Annotated in this window: 11 protein-coding genes; 4 read left to right on the top strand and 7 right to left on the bottom strand. The window is 45.8% G+C overall.

Annotated elements, in window-relative coordinates; all coding sequences use genetic code 11:
* Window positions 1-76 precede the first annotated feature (76 nt).
* Complete coding sequence (gene prlC, locus L1D44_RS03825; RefSeq protein ID WP_239888887.1) at window positions 77-2116, bottom strand: oligopeptidase A; 2040 nt, start codon at window positions 2114-2116, stop codon at window positions 77-79.
* A gap of 233 nt (window positions 2117-2349) precedes the next feature.
* Here prlC and L1D44_RS03830 point away from each other — a divergent pair, with 233 nt between their 5' ends.
* The 3 genes from L1D44_RS03830 to gorA all read left to right on the top strand — a co-directional run bounded on the left by L1D44_RS03830 (window position 2350) and on the right by gorA (window position 5451).
* On the top strand, window positions 2350-3174 hold the full coding sequence (locus L1D44_RS03830; protein WP_239888888.1) for a hypothetical protein: 825 nt from the start codon (window positions 2350-2352) through the stop codon (window positions 3172-3174).
* Between the two features lie 169 nt (window positions 3175-3343).
* Complete coding sequence (locus L1D44_RS03835; protein WP_239888889.1) at window positions 3344-3826, top strand: hypothetical protein; 483 nt, start codon at window positions 3344-3346, stop codon at window positions 3824-3826.
* Window positions 3827-4095: 269 nt separating this feature from the next.
* Window positions 4096-5451: a glutathione-disulfide reductase gene (gene gorA, locus L1D44_RS03840; RefSeq protein WP_239888890.1), complete on the top strand. Its 1356-nt coding sequence runs from the start codon at window positions 4096-4098 to the stop codon at window positions 5449-5451.
* A gap of 113 nt (window positions 5452-5564) precedes the next feature.
* On the opposite strand, the gene L1D44_RS03845 is transcribed toward gorA, so the two are convergent.
* On the bottom strand, window positions 5565-7517 hold the full coding sequence (locus L1D44_RS03845; RefSeq protein ID WP_239888891.1) for a BCCT family transporter: 1953 nt from the start codon (window positions 7515-7517) through the stop codon (window positions 5565-5567).
* Window positions 7518-8017: 500 nt separating this feature from the next.
* On the bottom strand, window positions 8018-9118 hold the full coding sequence (locus L1D44_RS03850) for an NADH:flavin oxidoreductase (protein ID WP_239888892.1): 1101 nt from the start codon (window positions 9116-9118) through the stop codon (window positions 8018-8020).
* A gap of 295 nt (window positions 9119-9413) precedes the next feature.
* Here L1D44_RS03850 and L1D44_RS03855 point away from each other — a divergent pair, with 295 nt between their 5' ends.
* Window positions 9414-10493, top strand: a complete 1080-nt coding sequence (locus L1D44_RS03855) for a hypothetical protein (protein WP_239888893.1) — start codon at window positions 9414-9416, stop codon at window positions 10491-10493.
* A gap of 53 nt (window positions 10494-10546) precedes the next feature.
* Here L1D44_RS03855 and L1D44_RS03860 read toward each other — a convergent pair whose 3' ends face one another.
* The 4 genes from L1D44_RS03860 to L1D44_RS03875 form a co-directional block, all read right to left on the bottom strand.
* A complete protein-coding gene (locus tag L1D44_RS03860) occupies window positions 10547-11056 on the bottom strand; it encodes a hypothetical protein (protein WP_239888894.1) in 510 nt (169 codons plus the stop codon).
* 976 nt (window positions 11057-12032) lie between these two features.
* Window positions 12033-13187, bottom strand: a complete 1155-nt coding sequence (locus tag L1D44_RS03865) for a M20 aminoacylase family protein (RefSeq protein ID WP_239888895.1) — start codon at window positions 13185-13187, stop codon at window positions 12033-12035.
* An 82-nt stretch (window positions 13188-13269) separates the two neighbouring features.
* Window positions 13270-14256 (bottom strand): DMT family transporter, encoded by a 987-nt coding sequence (locus tag L1D44_RS03870; RefSeq protein WP_239888896.1) that lies wholly within the window; start codon window positions 14254-14256, stop codon window positions 13270-13272.
* Window positions 14257-14295: 39 nt separating this feature from the next.
* Complete coding sequence (locus L1D44_RS03875; protein ID WP_239888897.1) at window positions 14296-15075, bottom strand: aspartate/glutamate racemase family protein; 780 nt, start codon at window positions 15073-15075, stop codon at window positions 14296-14298.
* Window positions 15076-15087 lie beyond the last annotated feature (12 nt).

Raw genomic sequence — 15087 nt, forward strand, 5'->3', positions numbered from 1 at the left:
TACCTGATAACAAGCGTGCGCGAGAGCAATAAAAAAGGCGCTCGAAGCGCCTTTTTATCGGATTTAAAGGCTAATTTTAGCCGTTAATGCCACTGTGTCTTAATAGAGCATCGGTTTGCGGCTCACGACCACGGAAACGCTTAAACAGCTCCATCGGCTCCTCGCTGCCCCCCATCTCTAGAATGTTCTCAAGGAAACGCTGTCCAGTTTCTGCATTGAAGATCCCCTGCTCTTCAAACAGTGAGAACGCATCGGCAGAGAGCACTTCGGCCCACTTATAGCTGTAATAACCCGCTGCATAGCCGCCTGCAAAGATATGGGCAAAACTATGCTGGAAACGGTTGAAGTCCGCCGCCTTAATCACAGCAACTTGGTCACGCACCTCATCAAGTTTCTGCTGGATCTCGGCACCTTTGGCTGGTTCAAACTCTAGGTGTAACTTGAAATCAAACAGTGAGAATTCTAGCTGACGCAACATCATCATGCCCGACTGGAAGTTCTTCGCCGCTAACATCTTGTCTAGCATGGCTTTAGGTAACGGCTCACCGGTTTCGTAATGGCCAGAGATCTCGGCGAGTGCCTCTTCCTCATAACACCAGTTCTCCATAAACTGACTCGGTAGCTCAACCGCATCCCAAGGTACACCGCTAATACCAGACACGCCGCCCACATCGATTTTAGTCAGCATATGGTGAATACCATGACCAAACTCATGGAACAGGGTTGTCACCTCTTCATGGGTAAACAGCGCAGGCTTACCCGCCACAGGTGCATTGAAGTTACAGGTTAGATAGGCCACAGGATCCTGTAAGCCATTTTCTGTCATCCGGCGCGCACGGCAATCGTCCATCCACGCCCCGCCACGCTTGCCTTCACGGGCATAGAGATCGAGATAGAAACTGCCGCGATGCTCATTGTTAGCATCGGTAATATGGAAGAAACGTACATCTTTATGATAACTGTCGAACTCTTTTTGCTCTTCCACCTTGAGGCCAAATAGGCGCGATACGGTGTAGAACAGACCCGATAACACCTTATCTTCGGGGAAGTATGGACGCAACAGCTCCTGGGAGATCTCGTATCTATGATGCTTGAGTTTTTCAGCGTAGAAACTTAGATCCCAAGGCTCAAGCTCTGTTACACCACACTCTTTTTCGGCAAACTCGGTGAGTTCAGCAAGCTCAGTTTCACCTTGAGACTTAGAGCGAGCCGCCAGTTCTGTTAAGAAATCGAGCACCTGTTCCGGCGACTCTGCCATCTTGGTGGCTAGTGATTTATGGGCAAAACTTTCGAAGCCTAACAGGTTCGCAAGCTCATGACGCAATGCGATGATTTCATCCATCAAAGGACCATTATCGAACTCGCCAGCATTCGGGCCTTGGTCTGATGCACGAGTAACAAAGGCACGGTAGCACTCTTCACGTAACTGACGATTTTCGCTGTACATCATTACAGGCAGATATGATGGAAAATCTAGGGTAAACAACCAGCCGTCTAACTCTTTAGCCTCGGCCATAGCCTTAGCCGCAACAATCGCCGACTCAGGCAGACCTTTAAGATCGGCTTCATCGGTGATCAATTTTGTCCAAGCCTGTGTGGCATCCAATAACTGATTTGAGAAACTGCTGGTTAACTCAGACATACGCTTAACCAGCTCACCGTAACGCTGCTTACCACTGTCGCTTAGGCCAATGCCCGACAGCTCGAAGTCACGTAGGCTGTTCTCAATCAACTTCTTCTGCGCTTGTGAGTAGTGAGCAAACTCATCAGATTCAGCCAGCGACTTATAGGCTTCATACAGCCCTTGATGCTGACCGACAAAAGTGCCATATTCAGATAGTAAAGGTAAGCAAGCATCATGAGCCTTGCGCCACTCTTCGCTGCTAACAACCGAATTCATATGTGAAATAGGCGACCAGATCTTACCTAGCTGATCATCCGCCTCCTCTAGTGGTGCCACAAGGTTATCCCATGTGAACTCACCTTGGTGCTTAAGCACCTCTTCGATTTTTTGGCGACAATTAGCGATACCTTGCTCAACAGCAGGCTGAATATGTTCAGGTTGAATACTTGAAAAAGGGGGAAGCTTGTTGCTGTTTAACAAAGGATTGCTCATCGATGATTCCTTAAGATTCTAAGTTGATAGCTATAGAGATAAGGGCGAATAAGGCAAGATTCAATCTATGGAGCACAATTGTTTGTAAACTAAATAGCTCCTAACAACAAAAAACCACTTCTTCTAGGATCTGTATCAAATTTTTTCAGAGCAAAGTTTATACAAGATTGGTATTGCAAACCATGTCGCAAATACGATCTATTATCATTTACATTCATAGGTATGGCTTTAGTATGCAAAGCGTCAATTCTTTCGCCAATATTTCGAGCCTAACAATGAAAAAAGCCAGTCTGTACACAGTATTAGTAACACTATCAATCAGTCCGGTTGTCTTTGCCGAAGACGCAGTAAGCATCGATGACTCTCACGCCACTCAGGTCATTGAGCAGCTGTCAGCAGATGATAACGGACAAGTTCAGGGACTTGTCGATCTGGGTTGGGACTCAAAATACATCTCAGAAGGACGCAACAATCTAGAAAAAGGCGGCATCTATTGGGCTACGGCCGCAGTACAAAAAGACAATCTGACGGTTTATGCCACCGTGGGGCGTGGTGACAGCCAGCATTATACCGAGTGGAATTTTGGTATTGAATATGGCTTTGACCTGAGTGAAAACTTAAGCGGTAGCGTTGGCTATCAGCGTCTAGAGTTTTACGGCGATGAGCGTGCCCATGACAATGAGCTATTCAGCTCTCTCGAATACACAGCGGTAGACTGGTTAGTGCCATCGGTTAGCTATACCTACTCCACCGAAGCGGCGGGTTACTTCGTTGAAGTAAGCCTTCACAGCAATTGGGAATTGGCTCAAGGCTTCACCGTTAGCCCCTATGTCACCCAAGGCTTTGATTTCCAATATGCTACTGAAGAACATGATGGCGCCAACCACTTTCAGTTTGGTGTAGAGGCTGAGTATCTATTACCGAATAACTTTGTCGTCTCTGGCCACCTCAGCCACACTATCGCTCAGGAAGATATTAAACTTGAGGCTCGCAATGAGGGGATCACAAGCAGTTTAGATGAAACCTATGCAGGCCTTCATCTTAGCTGGAACTTCTAGCAATTTCTAACTCATCGTTTCTACTTCATTACAGTTAGCTATACTAACAACTCATAGCTAACTGTCTTCGCTCTTGCTTGATAATGCAGATTTTAGCAAGAGCGCATACAACATCTGAAGATACACAACAGATTACACGGATAGTAATCTTGAGTAAGAGGAACAGGGAATGTTACTTCTATCGCGCTTAATTTTAGTCACGCTCATCATCGTTTATAGCCCGCTCAGCTTTGGCAACGACCCAGATAGCCCAACACTGGCCTTAGGTAGCGTACTAAACGATAAGGGACAACCGATCGAGCTCCCCGACAAGCCTAAGAGCAACTTTAATTACTCACCGCCCCCCATTGAAGACTCCAAGCACTCCTCAACACAAAGCCACGTGACAAAGAAGAGTTCGTCTAAGAAAGCTAAGGCTAAGAGTCGCAAGCAAAGGCTCGCCAGCCGCAGCAGTGTGGCCAACGATCCTGGTTGTCGCTGGCTTAACAGTCGCATGAACAGTCTAGAGCGCCACCTTAGTGCCGGGGTAAACTCACGCAATCGCCACTACCAGCAAGAGCTCAAGATTCGACAGGGTGAATGGGAGTGTATGAAATGCGGGGCAGAAGGCCCCGAGCAGAGTGACCATGCCGCCTGCCAATACCGACGCTAACGCCAGCCTAGTGACAATAGCCATCGACCTAAGTCTGTGGTTTATGGTTAATCATTAAAGTGTTCTAGCTCATAATTTATGGGGCTAGCTGGATCAAATTTTTCCCTCTACAATGGCTTGTTCTTGAACTGGCGCAAAGCCAATAAATTAATTCGTCATTAGCTGTTTAGCTTATTTAAACAATAAACGGGTTAATCATAATTACAGGCCCAGAAGCCCTCTATCCATCAGCTTTTGGCCAACAGTTCGCAACTTTATTGGAGATACACATGGCTCAACATTTTGATTATATCTGTCTTGGTGCGGGTAGCGGCGGTATTGCATCGGCTAATAGAGCGGCCATGCGTGGCGCCAAAGTACTACTTATCGAAGCGAAAGAGCTAGGCGGCACCTGTGTTAACGTAGGTTGTGTACCGAAAAAAGTGATGTGGTACGGTGCGCAAGTAGCTGAAGCCATGCACCTTTACGCTAAAGATTATGGTTTCGATGTCACTGTTAATAAGTTTGACTGGAGCACGCTTGTAGCTAGCCGTGAAGCCTATATCGGCCGTATCCATGGCTCTTACGACCGTGGCCTAGAAAGCAACGGAGTCACCCTGGTACGCGGCTACGGTCGCTTCGTCGATAGCCGCACCATAGAAGTAAACGGCGAGCACTATACGGCTGATAACATCTTGATCGCCACTGGCGGCGCCGCCACGATCCCGAACATTCCTGGTGCCGAGTACGGTATCGACTCAGATGGCTTCTTCTCGCTCGCCGAGCAACCTAAGCGCGTAGCGGTGATCGGTGCAGGCTATATCGCCGTCGAAGTCGCCGGTGTACTGCATGCATTAGGTAGCGATACTCACCTATTTGTTCGTAAGCATGCACCACTGCGCAACTTCGACCCAATGCTGAGTGAAGCGCTGATGGAGTCAATGGCGACAGAAGGCCCAACACTGCACACCCATAGCATCCCTGAGTCGGTCACCAAAAATGATGATGGCAGTTTAACCCTTAAAATTGAAAACGGCGAAAGCTACGAAGTTGACAGCCTGATCTGGGCGATTGGTCGCCAACCATCAACGGCAAATATCGGCCTTGAAAATACCAAGGTTGAGCTAGATGCCAAGGGCTATGTGATCACCGATGAGCAACAAAACACCACTGACCAAGGGATCTACTGTGTCGGCGATATCATGGCGGGCGGCGTAGAACTCACGCCTGTAGCCGTTAAAGCTGGGCGCCTGCTATCGGAGCGACTATTCAACGGCATGACAGATGCCAAGATGGATTACAGCTGCATTCCAACCGTAGTCTTTAGCCACCCAGCTATCGGCACCATGGGTTTAACCGAGCCAGAAGCTAAGGCTGAGTACGGTGAAGAGAACGTGACGGTATACACCTCAGGTTTCACCTCTATGTACACCGCAGTAACCGCGCACCGTCAGGCTTGTAAAATGAAACTTATCTGCGCTGGCGACAACCAGAAAGTCGTGGGTATTCACGGTATCGGTTTTGGCATGGATGAAATTCTGCAGGGCTTCGGTGTCGCAATGAAGATGGGCGCCACTAAGGCCGATTTCGATGCGGTTGTGGCTATCCACCCAACCGGTGCTGAAGAGTTTGTTACCATGCGTTAAGCATAACTAATCAAATGATTAGCAATAAAAAAGCCGCTGAATAAGCGGCTTTTTTATGTTTAGCGCTTAATGCCTGAAAATCCATTCCCAAGCATTAATCTATATTCTAATGATTAGTTAGGCGTATTCAGTCTCGCTTGAATCGCCAGCTTCACCTCTTCTTGCGCCAATAAAGCTTCTTCTTCAAGCTTCTCACGCATAAGCGTATCAAAGGCAGCTCGTGCTTCTTGCGCAAGCGCAGACGCCTCTAACTTAGACTCTCTAGCTTTCATTGAATCATCGGTTAACTGGCGTAACTTTTCGATGATCTCATCTGGTGCATCACCTAGCTCAACGCTCGACTCTCCACGAGTCAAAGCTTCTCTACGTAGTTGCTTTTTCAGCTCCCAAATTGCATCGTTCGCTTCACGCTCTAAATCTGCCGCTTGAATAGCGTTATCGCGCAATAGCTCAAAACGTGCCAACGCTTGGCCCTCTTTGCTCCAAGGATCGACATCTGGCAGATCAGAAATGTTGATAACAGGATCCACATAGTTATCTTGATGGCTTAAGTCTAACGTCGCGGCTTTAACCCCAGATATCATCAGCATCACAGCAATAATCAATAGTGGCAATCCACCAACAATTGCCGCGGTTTGCAATGTGGCTAAACCTCCCATAAACATCAATGCCGATGGCATAAACGATAACGCAAACGCCCAGAATAGACGGTTCCAACGCATTGGATCTTCGGTCACATTAGTTTGTACAACCGATGCCAAAATATATGAGATTGAGTCGAAGGTCGTGGCGGTGAAAATCACACATAACAAGGTAAATAGTGCAATGATCACTGTACTAAAAGGCAACTGCTCTAACGTTGCAAAAATAGCACGAGTCGCACCTTCAGTATTAAGAATATTCACCACATCTAACTGACCAGATAGCTGTAGAGAAAGACCATAGTTACCTAAAATGATGAAGTACATCGAACAGCCAAGCGAGCCGAAGAATACCGCACCAGACACCATCTGCTTGATCGTTCTACCACGAGAGATACGTGCAACGAACAGCCCCATGCTAGGTGCAAACACTAACCACCAAGCCCAGTAGAAAATCGTCCAGTCTTGTGGGAAGTGAGTATCGGCAAAAGTGCCTAAGCCACCAAAAGGTTCTGCCCAAGTCGCCATCACAAAGAAGTTAGATAGCATACGACCAATTGAGTCTAGACCTGTTTCCAACATGAAGATCGTTGGACCACAAACAAGCACAAATAGCAGTAAACCTAAGGCACCCCAGAAGTTGATGTTACTTAAAATCTTAATGCCTTTATCCATGCCCATATAAGCAGAATAAGCAAAGATTGCTGTACATAGCATCAACACGCCAATTTGGCTGCCGGTCGTGGTAGGGATATCGAATAGGTAACTGATACCTTCGTTGATCAACGGAGCCGCTAAACCTAAGGTCGTTGCCGCGCCGCCCAATAAACCGAAGATAAACAGAATATCGATAAACTTACCTAGCTTACCAAAGCTGTTTGCTTCACCGATAACGGGCATCAACGCCGCAGAAACCTTAAGCACTGGCTGCTTACGAACATAGAAGAAGTAAGCAATTGGGATCGCAGGGATCATATAGATACACCAGGCGATAGGCCCCCAGTGGAACAGGCCATAAGTCGCCGCCCAGCGTACGGCTTCTTCGCTACCAGGTTCTAACTGGAAAGGTGGGTTTTGATAATAATAGGCCCATTCAATGGTACCCCAATACAAGATACTGGCACCGATACCACCACAGAATAACATCGCGGCCCAAGACGCAAGTGCAAACTCTGGCTTTTCATCAGGATCACCGAGTTTAATCTGACCAATATCAGAGAAAACGATATAGATCATGAAGAAGAATGCAGCTAAACCAAGCCCCAAATAAGCAAAACCTAACTTATCTGTCATAAAAGTTTTAGCTACAGCAATCCACTCAGCTCCTTCTGTTGGAAACATCAATAGTGGGATCACCACTGAAAGGAGCAATACTAGTGCGCCGATAAATGTGGGCTTATCAATAAGCTCGAAGTGCTTTTTCATTTTTTTTGTCCGCAACAACTAAATACAGATTTGATTAAGTGCACGCCACAAGAGCCCGTCTGCGCAAAAGAACAGATGGGGTTAATACTAAGTAGAAGAGTATGAATATTGTGTGTGAACGGTTTTTTTTGTAGAGCTAATAACACCCGAAAGTTGCCCAGATTACGATTAATATGGACTTAGGATAAAATAATGTTAACCGAGCTTACTGTCGACAAACTTATCTCTCGAATCGTTCAATATTGTGATACAAGTCTCACCGAGATTTAGGTGATACTTATTTGTGATTTTTTAATGCTGTATAAATAGGCTAAACGCCTTGCTGGCGGCGATTGTGGGCCATTTTGTCCATAAATGAGTTTGCACTAAATATCGGCTATTTAACCTTGCGGTTTTTGGGGGAGTTCATAGATATCGATGGCAGTGATTAAAGGCAAAATGAGAGCAAAGCTGTAGATGTTGGCACAATAGCAATCGTGCCAACCGTAGCGAAAAAAAGCCTAAGCAGCGTTACGCTTTTTATATACCACGCAAAAATTACCGCGCTTAGTGCGACACTTAGAGCAACGTTCACAATCGACTTCCGCTCTGCGACCTGCAGACCAACGCCGAACCAAGTGTGGCTCAGCCAGTAACGGCCGTGATAACGCAAAAAACTGAATATTGGTGGTATCGGCAAGCTCTTCGATAGCGCAAATATCAGCAAGACCGCCAACGGTAATAACTGGCAGCTTCACCTCTTGGCTGATCACCGCGCCGTATTCACGGAAGTAACCTTCACTTTGAATGGTATAACCATCAAATGACTCGCCGACTAAGGTATTAGCATTACCGTGAATGTTACCAGAAATAATAATCGCATCGACGCCAACGGATTCCAGCTGCTTACAGATGCTGCGGGTTTCGACAAAAGTTAAGCCGCCGTCGAAAAACTCAGAGGCCGTTAACTTGACTAAGATTGGGTAATCATCGCCCACCAGCTGGCGGATCTCAGTATAGATTTCCAGCAACAAGCGCATACGATTCTCAAGGCTGCCGCCGTACTCATCTTCACGCTGGTTGTAATAAGGACTCAAAAACTGATTAATCAGATAAGTGTGTGCGGCATGGATCTCAACACCATCAAATCCAGACTCTTTAGCGCGGAGGCTCGCCGCGGCAAACGCCTTAACAATGTAATCGATCTCGGCTTTGGTCATCGCCTTACCCATGGTCTGGGTACCACGCTCGGCGATTGCACTCGGTGCGAAAATCACGCGCTCGCCCACATTGTAAGTGGTCTTAGTTCCACCATAAGCCAGCTGCATGACGATTTTCGAATCATAGCCATGTACCAGCTCAGTCAGCTTTTGATACTCGGCGATAAACGAGTCGTCATACATACCCATCATGCCCGCATTAGGCTTTTCTTCGGCAACAATGTTGGCGTAGCCAGTGACAATCAGACCCACCTCACCTTTCGCCAGCTCTTCATACACAGCGTAAAGCTTGTCGGTCATATGGCCTGTTTCAGTCGCCATATTTTCCCAAGTCGCGCTGCGTACAAAACGGTTTTTCAGTGTCATGTTGCCAATACGGCTAGGTGAAAACAAAGTGCTCAAGTGGATTCCTCTTAAAATCTTATTCCGTACTCGCTAACAGAATTAGCAAGCAACAAAAACAGCAGGCGCAGGATCCTACGCGCAAAATATAAGAAATTCCTTAAGCTAGATTCAGTTTTTAAACATTCGTTATATGCTGTGAAACCTAGGATATAAAGCCGCAGACCAACAACACCCAAATTATCACCAGAACACTTTGATTTTAAATCACTAACCCGCTATTGTTCCGCTTGAAATTTAGACCTATTACTCAGCCTAAATGACGCATTTTACCGTCACTTTTAGAGACAGCCCTATGTACACTCGAATACTTCCTTGTATTTTCGTTTCACTGATTTCTACTGTGGTTTTACCCGCATTCGCCAGTAATGACTTAGGCGGCGTCTGGCAAGGCACCTTAGGTAAGAGCAAAATCCGCGTCTGCTTTAATGAATACGGCACAGGCAGTTATTACTATCAGCGCTATTTAACGCCAATCAGACTCGAGCAGGTCGATAACCACTGGCAAGAAGACAAACAAACTGGCTTCTGGCAGTTTGAAAGTGTCAGTGAACAAGAACTTACAGGGCTCTGGTCTAATAAAGAATCGTTTAAGACTGAGCTAACTCAAAATCAGTCAGCTAAATCGTTAACCATTAAGCTTGAACGCCAAATCAGCCCCGATGGCATCGATGATTGCAGCAGCGATGCTTATAACCTGCCGCTAGAAACCAAGCCAACTGTTCGCCGTGGCAAATGGCAGCCTTTTGACAATACTGACGCAGAGCAAGCCAGCCCACTAAGCTACCGCCAACTAACATATGGTGCAGAGCTCGGCCTCGAACTTAAAGGTGAGCAAACAGGTATCCCAGCAATTAACCAGTGGCTCAAGCAAAAGCTGACTAGCGAACAACAATTTGCCGAGACTATTGAAACCCGCCGCAGAATGCTAGCGCGAGTCGGCCAGCCAATCGCAGATGAAACCGGAGCTGAAATCGATTTCATTAACCAACATTGGCTAAGCGTACGATTTTACCGCTGGGCAGCAGGTTATGGCGCCGGCGGCATAAGCCGCACCTATACCAGCTTTAATCTCAAAGATGGTCAAGCATTCAATCCATGGCAATGGTTTAGAAGCGACGCCCCCCTTGATCAAATGCGTCATCAGCTACCAGATGCTCTGCGCGAAAAGCTATTTACCGATATGCAAGTGTATGAGGACTGTGACAACTCAGACGGCTCAGGCTATTTCTATCTCACCCTCAGCCCAAAAGGCATCGAGCTTTGGGAAACACCCAACGGCAGCGGCTGCGAAAACGAGTTCACCCTCAGCCCCCAAGAGGCTATGCCGTTTGCCACAGAATACGGTAAGAGTCAGCTTAGATTACTGGATTGAGACTAAGGTAGGCTCGATATATAAAGATAGATATCTTTCAATAAAAAACGAACTTATGGGGTGTGTTTTAAGTTGGGAGAGTAATTGAGGAGAGTTACGACTATAAAAAATACTCCCCCCTCTGGCGGGCTTCGACTTTTAGGGCGTACAAAGTAAGACTGGCTTTCAAGAACTAACAAGCAATAACTTACGGTGAACAGATATCGCCAAATTATCTGTTTTAGCAAGCCTAAAATACTGACATTTAACCCAGTCAGCTTTTCTAACCATATGTGCCTAGAAATTATAGTTTTTACTATTTCTAAAGGACAAATAGCCGCAAAACGCCAATTCATTAAACCATCAAACTGTTTTAATTCGCGAATAGCATTTTCAACTATAGCTAAGTTAGCTCTATGAAACAGGGCTAATTTAGGCTCAATCGAACTACCGTTCACGTAGCCTACTTTTCGGCTTTTGGACATAAGCGAAGTACTAGCTTCAATTAGCATCGAATGAAGCCTACTCAGGTCAATATCCATAGAACGACCATTACGATTGGTGACGGTTAGCTTATTGTTCAATGATCCTCGCTAGAGCAAATATATCAGTCTTACTCAAGATACTTACCCTTTAGTAGAAGGTCTGAGCCTTCTCAGTGAAAAACAGATTACTTAGAAAAGAATTTCAACGTAATCATACCCTTTTGTGTATATATGTTTACAAATTACGTGTTTAACCTGTTTAGGTTTCACGTTACGTATTGATGAAAATCAATTTTGTTTTTTACTATTAGCTTTTGATTTCTTCGATAACATCCTCCATATTCGATAGCCAACATAAGCGAAATAAACAGCTAATAAGTAGAAATCTCCATAATAGAATGTATCTTCTATAAATGGGGATAGCCTATCAACCACCTTCCAAATCGCTATTACTTTAGCTACATATTTTTTAATAGTTTTATGACGTCTTCTCATTTCATTACTCTCTTAAAAAGATAATAAAAGAAAAGCCCAAACTATTTTTCACAATCCGATCGCGAGATAACGGATAAAAACTACATGCGGACTCACTTAGAGATTTTCAAGAGAATCAGTAAGCTAAATCATATTTTTTACTCACAGAAAACGCCAATTCCCATCGGAGTTGCCGAAGTCATTAAGGACAAATCGTGTGAGCGAGTCATGGATGACAAGGTAGCCTTAGTAGAGCCATGGATGGCGATTCTGAGGCGATAGCGATTTTCGAAAATGACTGAGGATCAACAACTTCGTCGGGGCGGCTCGGGTGATGCAAGAGGGGGAAGCTGTTGTCCCCCTTTTGCCCGAATGTGAGCTGGAAGCTCACGACCTTTATCAAGCACAGCTTGATTTCATTAAATTCAGGCGCAGCCTGATAGAATTATCAAACGAAGTTTGATTGCTTTAATCGTTAGACGAAGTTTAACCCCACCTCGCGACCGCTTGCCGCAAAAACCAAGCAACAAAAAAGGCTATGAACCTAAGCTCATAGCCTTAATCTAAACACTGCTATTTATAGCAAATAGTTTAAAACGAACTATTTAGCCAAACACTGTTCAACAAGCGTCTGCCAGTATTTCATACCTGGAACCAAGATATTGTCATTGAAGTCATAAGTTGGCTTGTGTAGCGCTACGCTACCACAACCACAACCTGCGCCGTTACCCACTAGGATGTAACAACCTGGTGTTTCACGTAGCATGAACGAGAAATCTTCACTGATAGTGAATGGCTGACAGCTACCGTTAACTTTATCTTCGCCAACAACTGTTTGCGCAGCGCGAATCGCGAAAGCCGTTTCAGCTGGGGTGTTGATAGTCGATAAGAAGCTGTTGTTAAACTTATAAGTGTAATCCACACCTGCAGACATACACTGACCCGCTACAACACGTTCGATCGCTTTTTCAATCTTGTGTAGTGCACCATCGGTAAAGCTACGAGTATCACCAGTGATAGTCACTTTAGTTGGGATAACGTTAACTGTACCGTTAGTGGCAAACTCAGTTACCGAGATAACCGCAGTTTCGTCAATCGCGCTTAGGTTACGCGAAACGATAGTTTGAATCGCTGTAACGATTTGCGCGCCAACGACGATTGGGTCGGTACCCATGTGTGGCATTGCCGCGTGGCCACCCGTTGCTAGCACTTCGATTTCGAAGCTACTTTCGCTTGCCATTACTGAGTGTGGGCGAGTCACGAAGTGACCGGCTTCAATACCCGGTAGGTTGTGCATTGCGTACACTGCGTCGATTTTCCAACGAGTAAACAAGCCGTCAGCGATCATCGCCTTAGCACCTGTGCCGCGCTCTTCATCTGGTTGGAAGATGAAGTAAACCGTACCATCGAAGTTCTTGGTTTGTGCTAGCTCATGAGCTGCAGCAAGTAGCATAGCCGTGTGACCGTCGTGACCACAAGCGTGCATTGCGCCTTCGTTTACTGATGCGTAATCGAAAGTGTTTTCTTCATGAATATGCAGTGCGTCCATGTCAGCACGTAGACCAATTGAACGGTCGCTATCGCCACACTTTAAGATACCCACAACACCAGTGCCGCCGATGCCAGTGTGCACTTCAATACCAAACTCTTCTAGTTTGCTAGCAACAAAAGCTGCTGTTTCATGCTCTTCGGTACCAAACTCTGGATGCTGGTGAATGTGGTGACGCCATTCAATAACTTTCTGCTCGATATTCATATACTTTTCTCTTATAACAACAAACCGGTGACTAGGTCACCGGTGATAAAAATTGACTTTATTCGCTAACTGAGTGGCTCAGTTATTGGCTACGACATGGCTTAGGTGCGATTGGCAGTTCTGCTTCAACCTCTTCCACTTTTGCCTTGTTCTTGTTACCAAGCTTCATGAAGGCAACCATCGAAGCAATAACCACAGCGATTGCAATCAAGCGCATTGGTGTTACCTGCTCACCTAGAGCAAATACCGCTAGAATGAATGAAGACAGTGGCATTAGGTTTAGCGCCATACCGGTACCGTCAACACCTACACGCTCCATACCGTAGATGTAAACTAGGTAGCTCATACCAGAGATACACACACCTAAGATAACGATACAAAGAATGCGTAGTGGCGAGCTAAATACGTTCAATGCAGAGCTAAAGTCAGCGCCAACAACGAACAGGTACAGACCAAAACCAAGTGAAGCGAACACGAACTGGTGGAACATAGTCGCAACTGAACCGTACTTGTCTGCTAGTTTGGCACGAGCGTAAGCCATAGTTGCAAAGCTTGCTGCTGAGCCTAAACAGATCAGGTGACCAATGTTGAAACCGTTAGTTTCAGACTGTGGGTCCATAACTAGAATCGCCACACCAATGAATGCACCTAGCGCACATAGCATCTGCATCGGAGTGAAACGCTCACCGTGGCGTAGGAAGCCCACACTCAAGATAAGGATTGGGATCAAACCTTGGATAACGCCGTTTTCAGAAGCGGTAATGTAGTCCAAAGATAGGAAAGACAAGAAACTGAACGCACCTTGACCAATGATACCGCAACATGCAGCCCAGAAGATGTCCTTACGGTTTGCCCAGTTAAGCTTGAAATCAGCTTTCTTAGTCATCTTGCCAGTGGCAAGACCGATGTTGAAGATCAAACCAAGAGTAATAAATGCAACAGTATAACGTAACCAAACAAGTACTTGAGGATCCATCACCTCAAGAATTGGCGTACCTACGATCCACGGGATACCCCACAATAGACCTACGAAAATAGCAGCCAACCAACCTTTTTGTGTATTAGTCATTATTATATTTCCAACGATATTTAATCGGTCGTCAACAGCTTAAGCTGTTTGATTATTAAGTAGTTTGCCGTAGCCTGGGCACATTGCCACGTTGCCAGTCAGGTGCATTGCATGCCAGAACATGGCAGAGTTGCTGCACACCACTGGAATGCCGAATTTCGCTTCGATCTCTTCGATATAATCGAGTACACGTAAGTTGGTGCATGACATAAACACTAACTCAGCGTCTGAATCTTTAAGCATCTGCTCAAGTGCTGCGAACATAGATTCTTTAGCCACTAGAGTGATGTCGGTATCGCGTTCGATACCTAATGAACCTAGGGTTACTACATCGAAATCTGCATCGGTTAGCTGTTGATACAGTGGGTAGTTAACGCTGGTTGGGTATGGAGAAAACACGGCGATCTTTTTCGCATTCATGTGTTTGAATGCCGCTTTTGCCGCTGTCCATGGGTTAGTCGCAGGGATGTCACCACGGTTTTGAGTCAGTAGACCGGCAACTTTTTCTTCGCCGATAATGATTGAAGCTGATGTGCAACCAAATGCCATCACATCCATTGGCAGACCCGTTGCAATCAAATCAGACGCTTCAACGATGCCGTTAGCGATTTGATCGAGTGCTTCAGGTGTCATTTCGCTTGAGTAATATACGCGTGAGCTAAATACGCCAGCTTGGGTACCGAGTAACTTTGCCCAGTCCATTTCTAGACTGTGGTCAGTACTTAATTGCACTAAACCAATGTGTACGCGATTAATTCTTGGTGCCTGCTTGTGCTCAAGCGGCTGTTCAAACGATGTAAAGGCTTCAAAACTCATCATAATGAGATGCTC

The sequence above is a fragment of the Shewanella sp. Isolate13 genome, assembly GCF_022398325.1.
Classification (GTDB): Bacteria; Pseudomonadota; Gammaproteobacteria; order Enterobacterales; family Shewanellaceae; genus Shewanella.

Coding starts and splice junctions, on each gene's coding strand:
- prlC (WP_239888887.1), bottom strand. CDS start 2,116: ATGAGCAATCCTTTGTTAAACAGCAACAAGCTTCCCCCTTTTTCAAGT.
- L1D44_RS03830 (WP_239888888.1), top strand. CDS start 2,350: ATGCAAAGCGTCAATTCTTTCGCCAATATTTCGAGCCTAACAATGAAA.
- L1D44_RS03835 (WP_239888889.1), top strand. CDS start 3,344: ATGTTACTTCTATCGCGCTTAATTTTAGTCACGCTCATCATCGTTTAT.
- gorA (WP_239888890.1), top strand. CDS start 4,096: ATGGCTCAACATTTTGATTATATCTGTCTTGGTGCGGGTAGCGGCGGT.
- L1D44_RS03845 (WP_239888891.1), bottom strand. CDS start 7,517: ATGAAAAAGCACTTCGAGCTTATTGATAAGCCCACATTTATCGGCGCA.
- L1D44_RS03855 (WP_239888893.1), top strand. CDS start 9,414: ATGTACACTCGAATACTTCCTTGTATTTTCGTTTCACTGATTTCTACT.
- L1D44_RS03865 (WP_239888895.1), bottom strand. CDS start 13,187: ATGAATATCGAGCAGAAAGTTATTGAATGGCGTCACCACATTCACCAG.
- L1D44_RS03870 (WP_239888896.1), bottom strand. CDS start 14,256: ATGACTAATACACAAAAAGGTTGGTTGGCTGCTATTTTCGTAGGTCTA.
- L1D44_RS03875 (WP_239888897.1), bottom strand. CDS start 15,075: ATGATGAGTTTTGAAGCCTTTACATCGTTTGAACAGCCGCTTGAGCAC.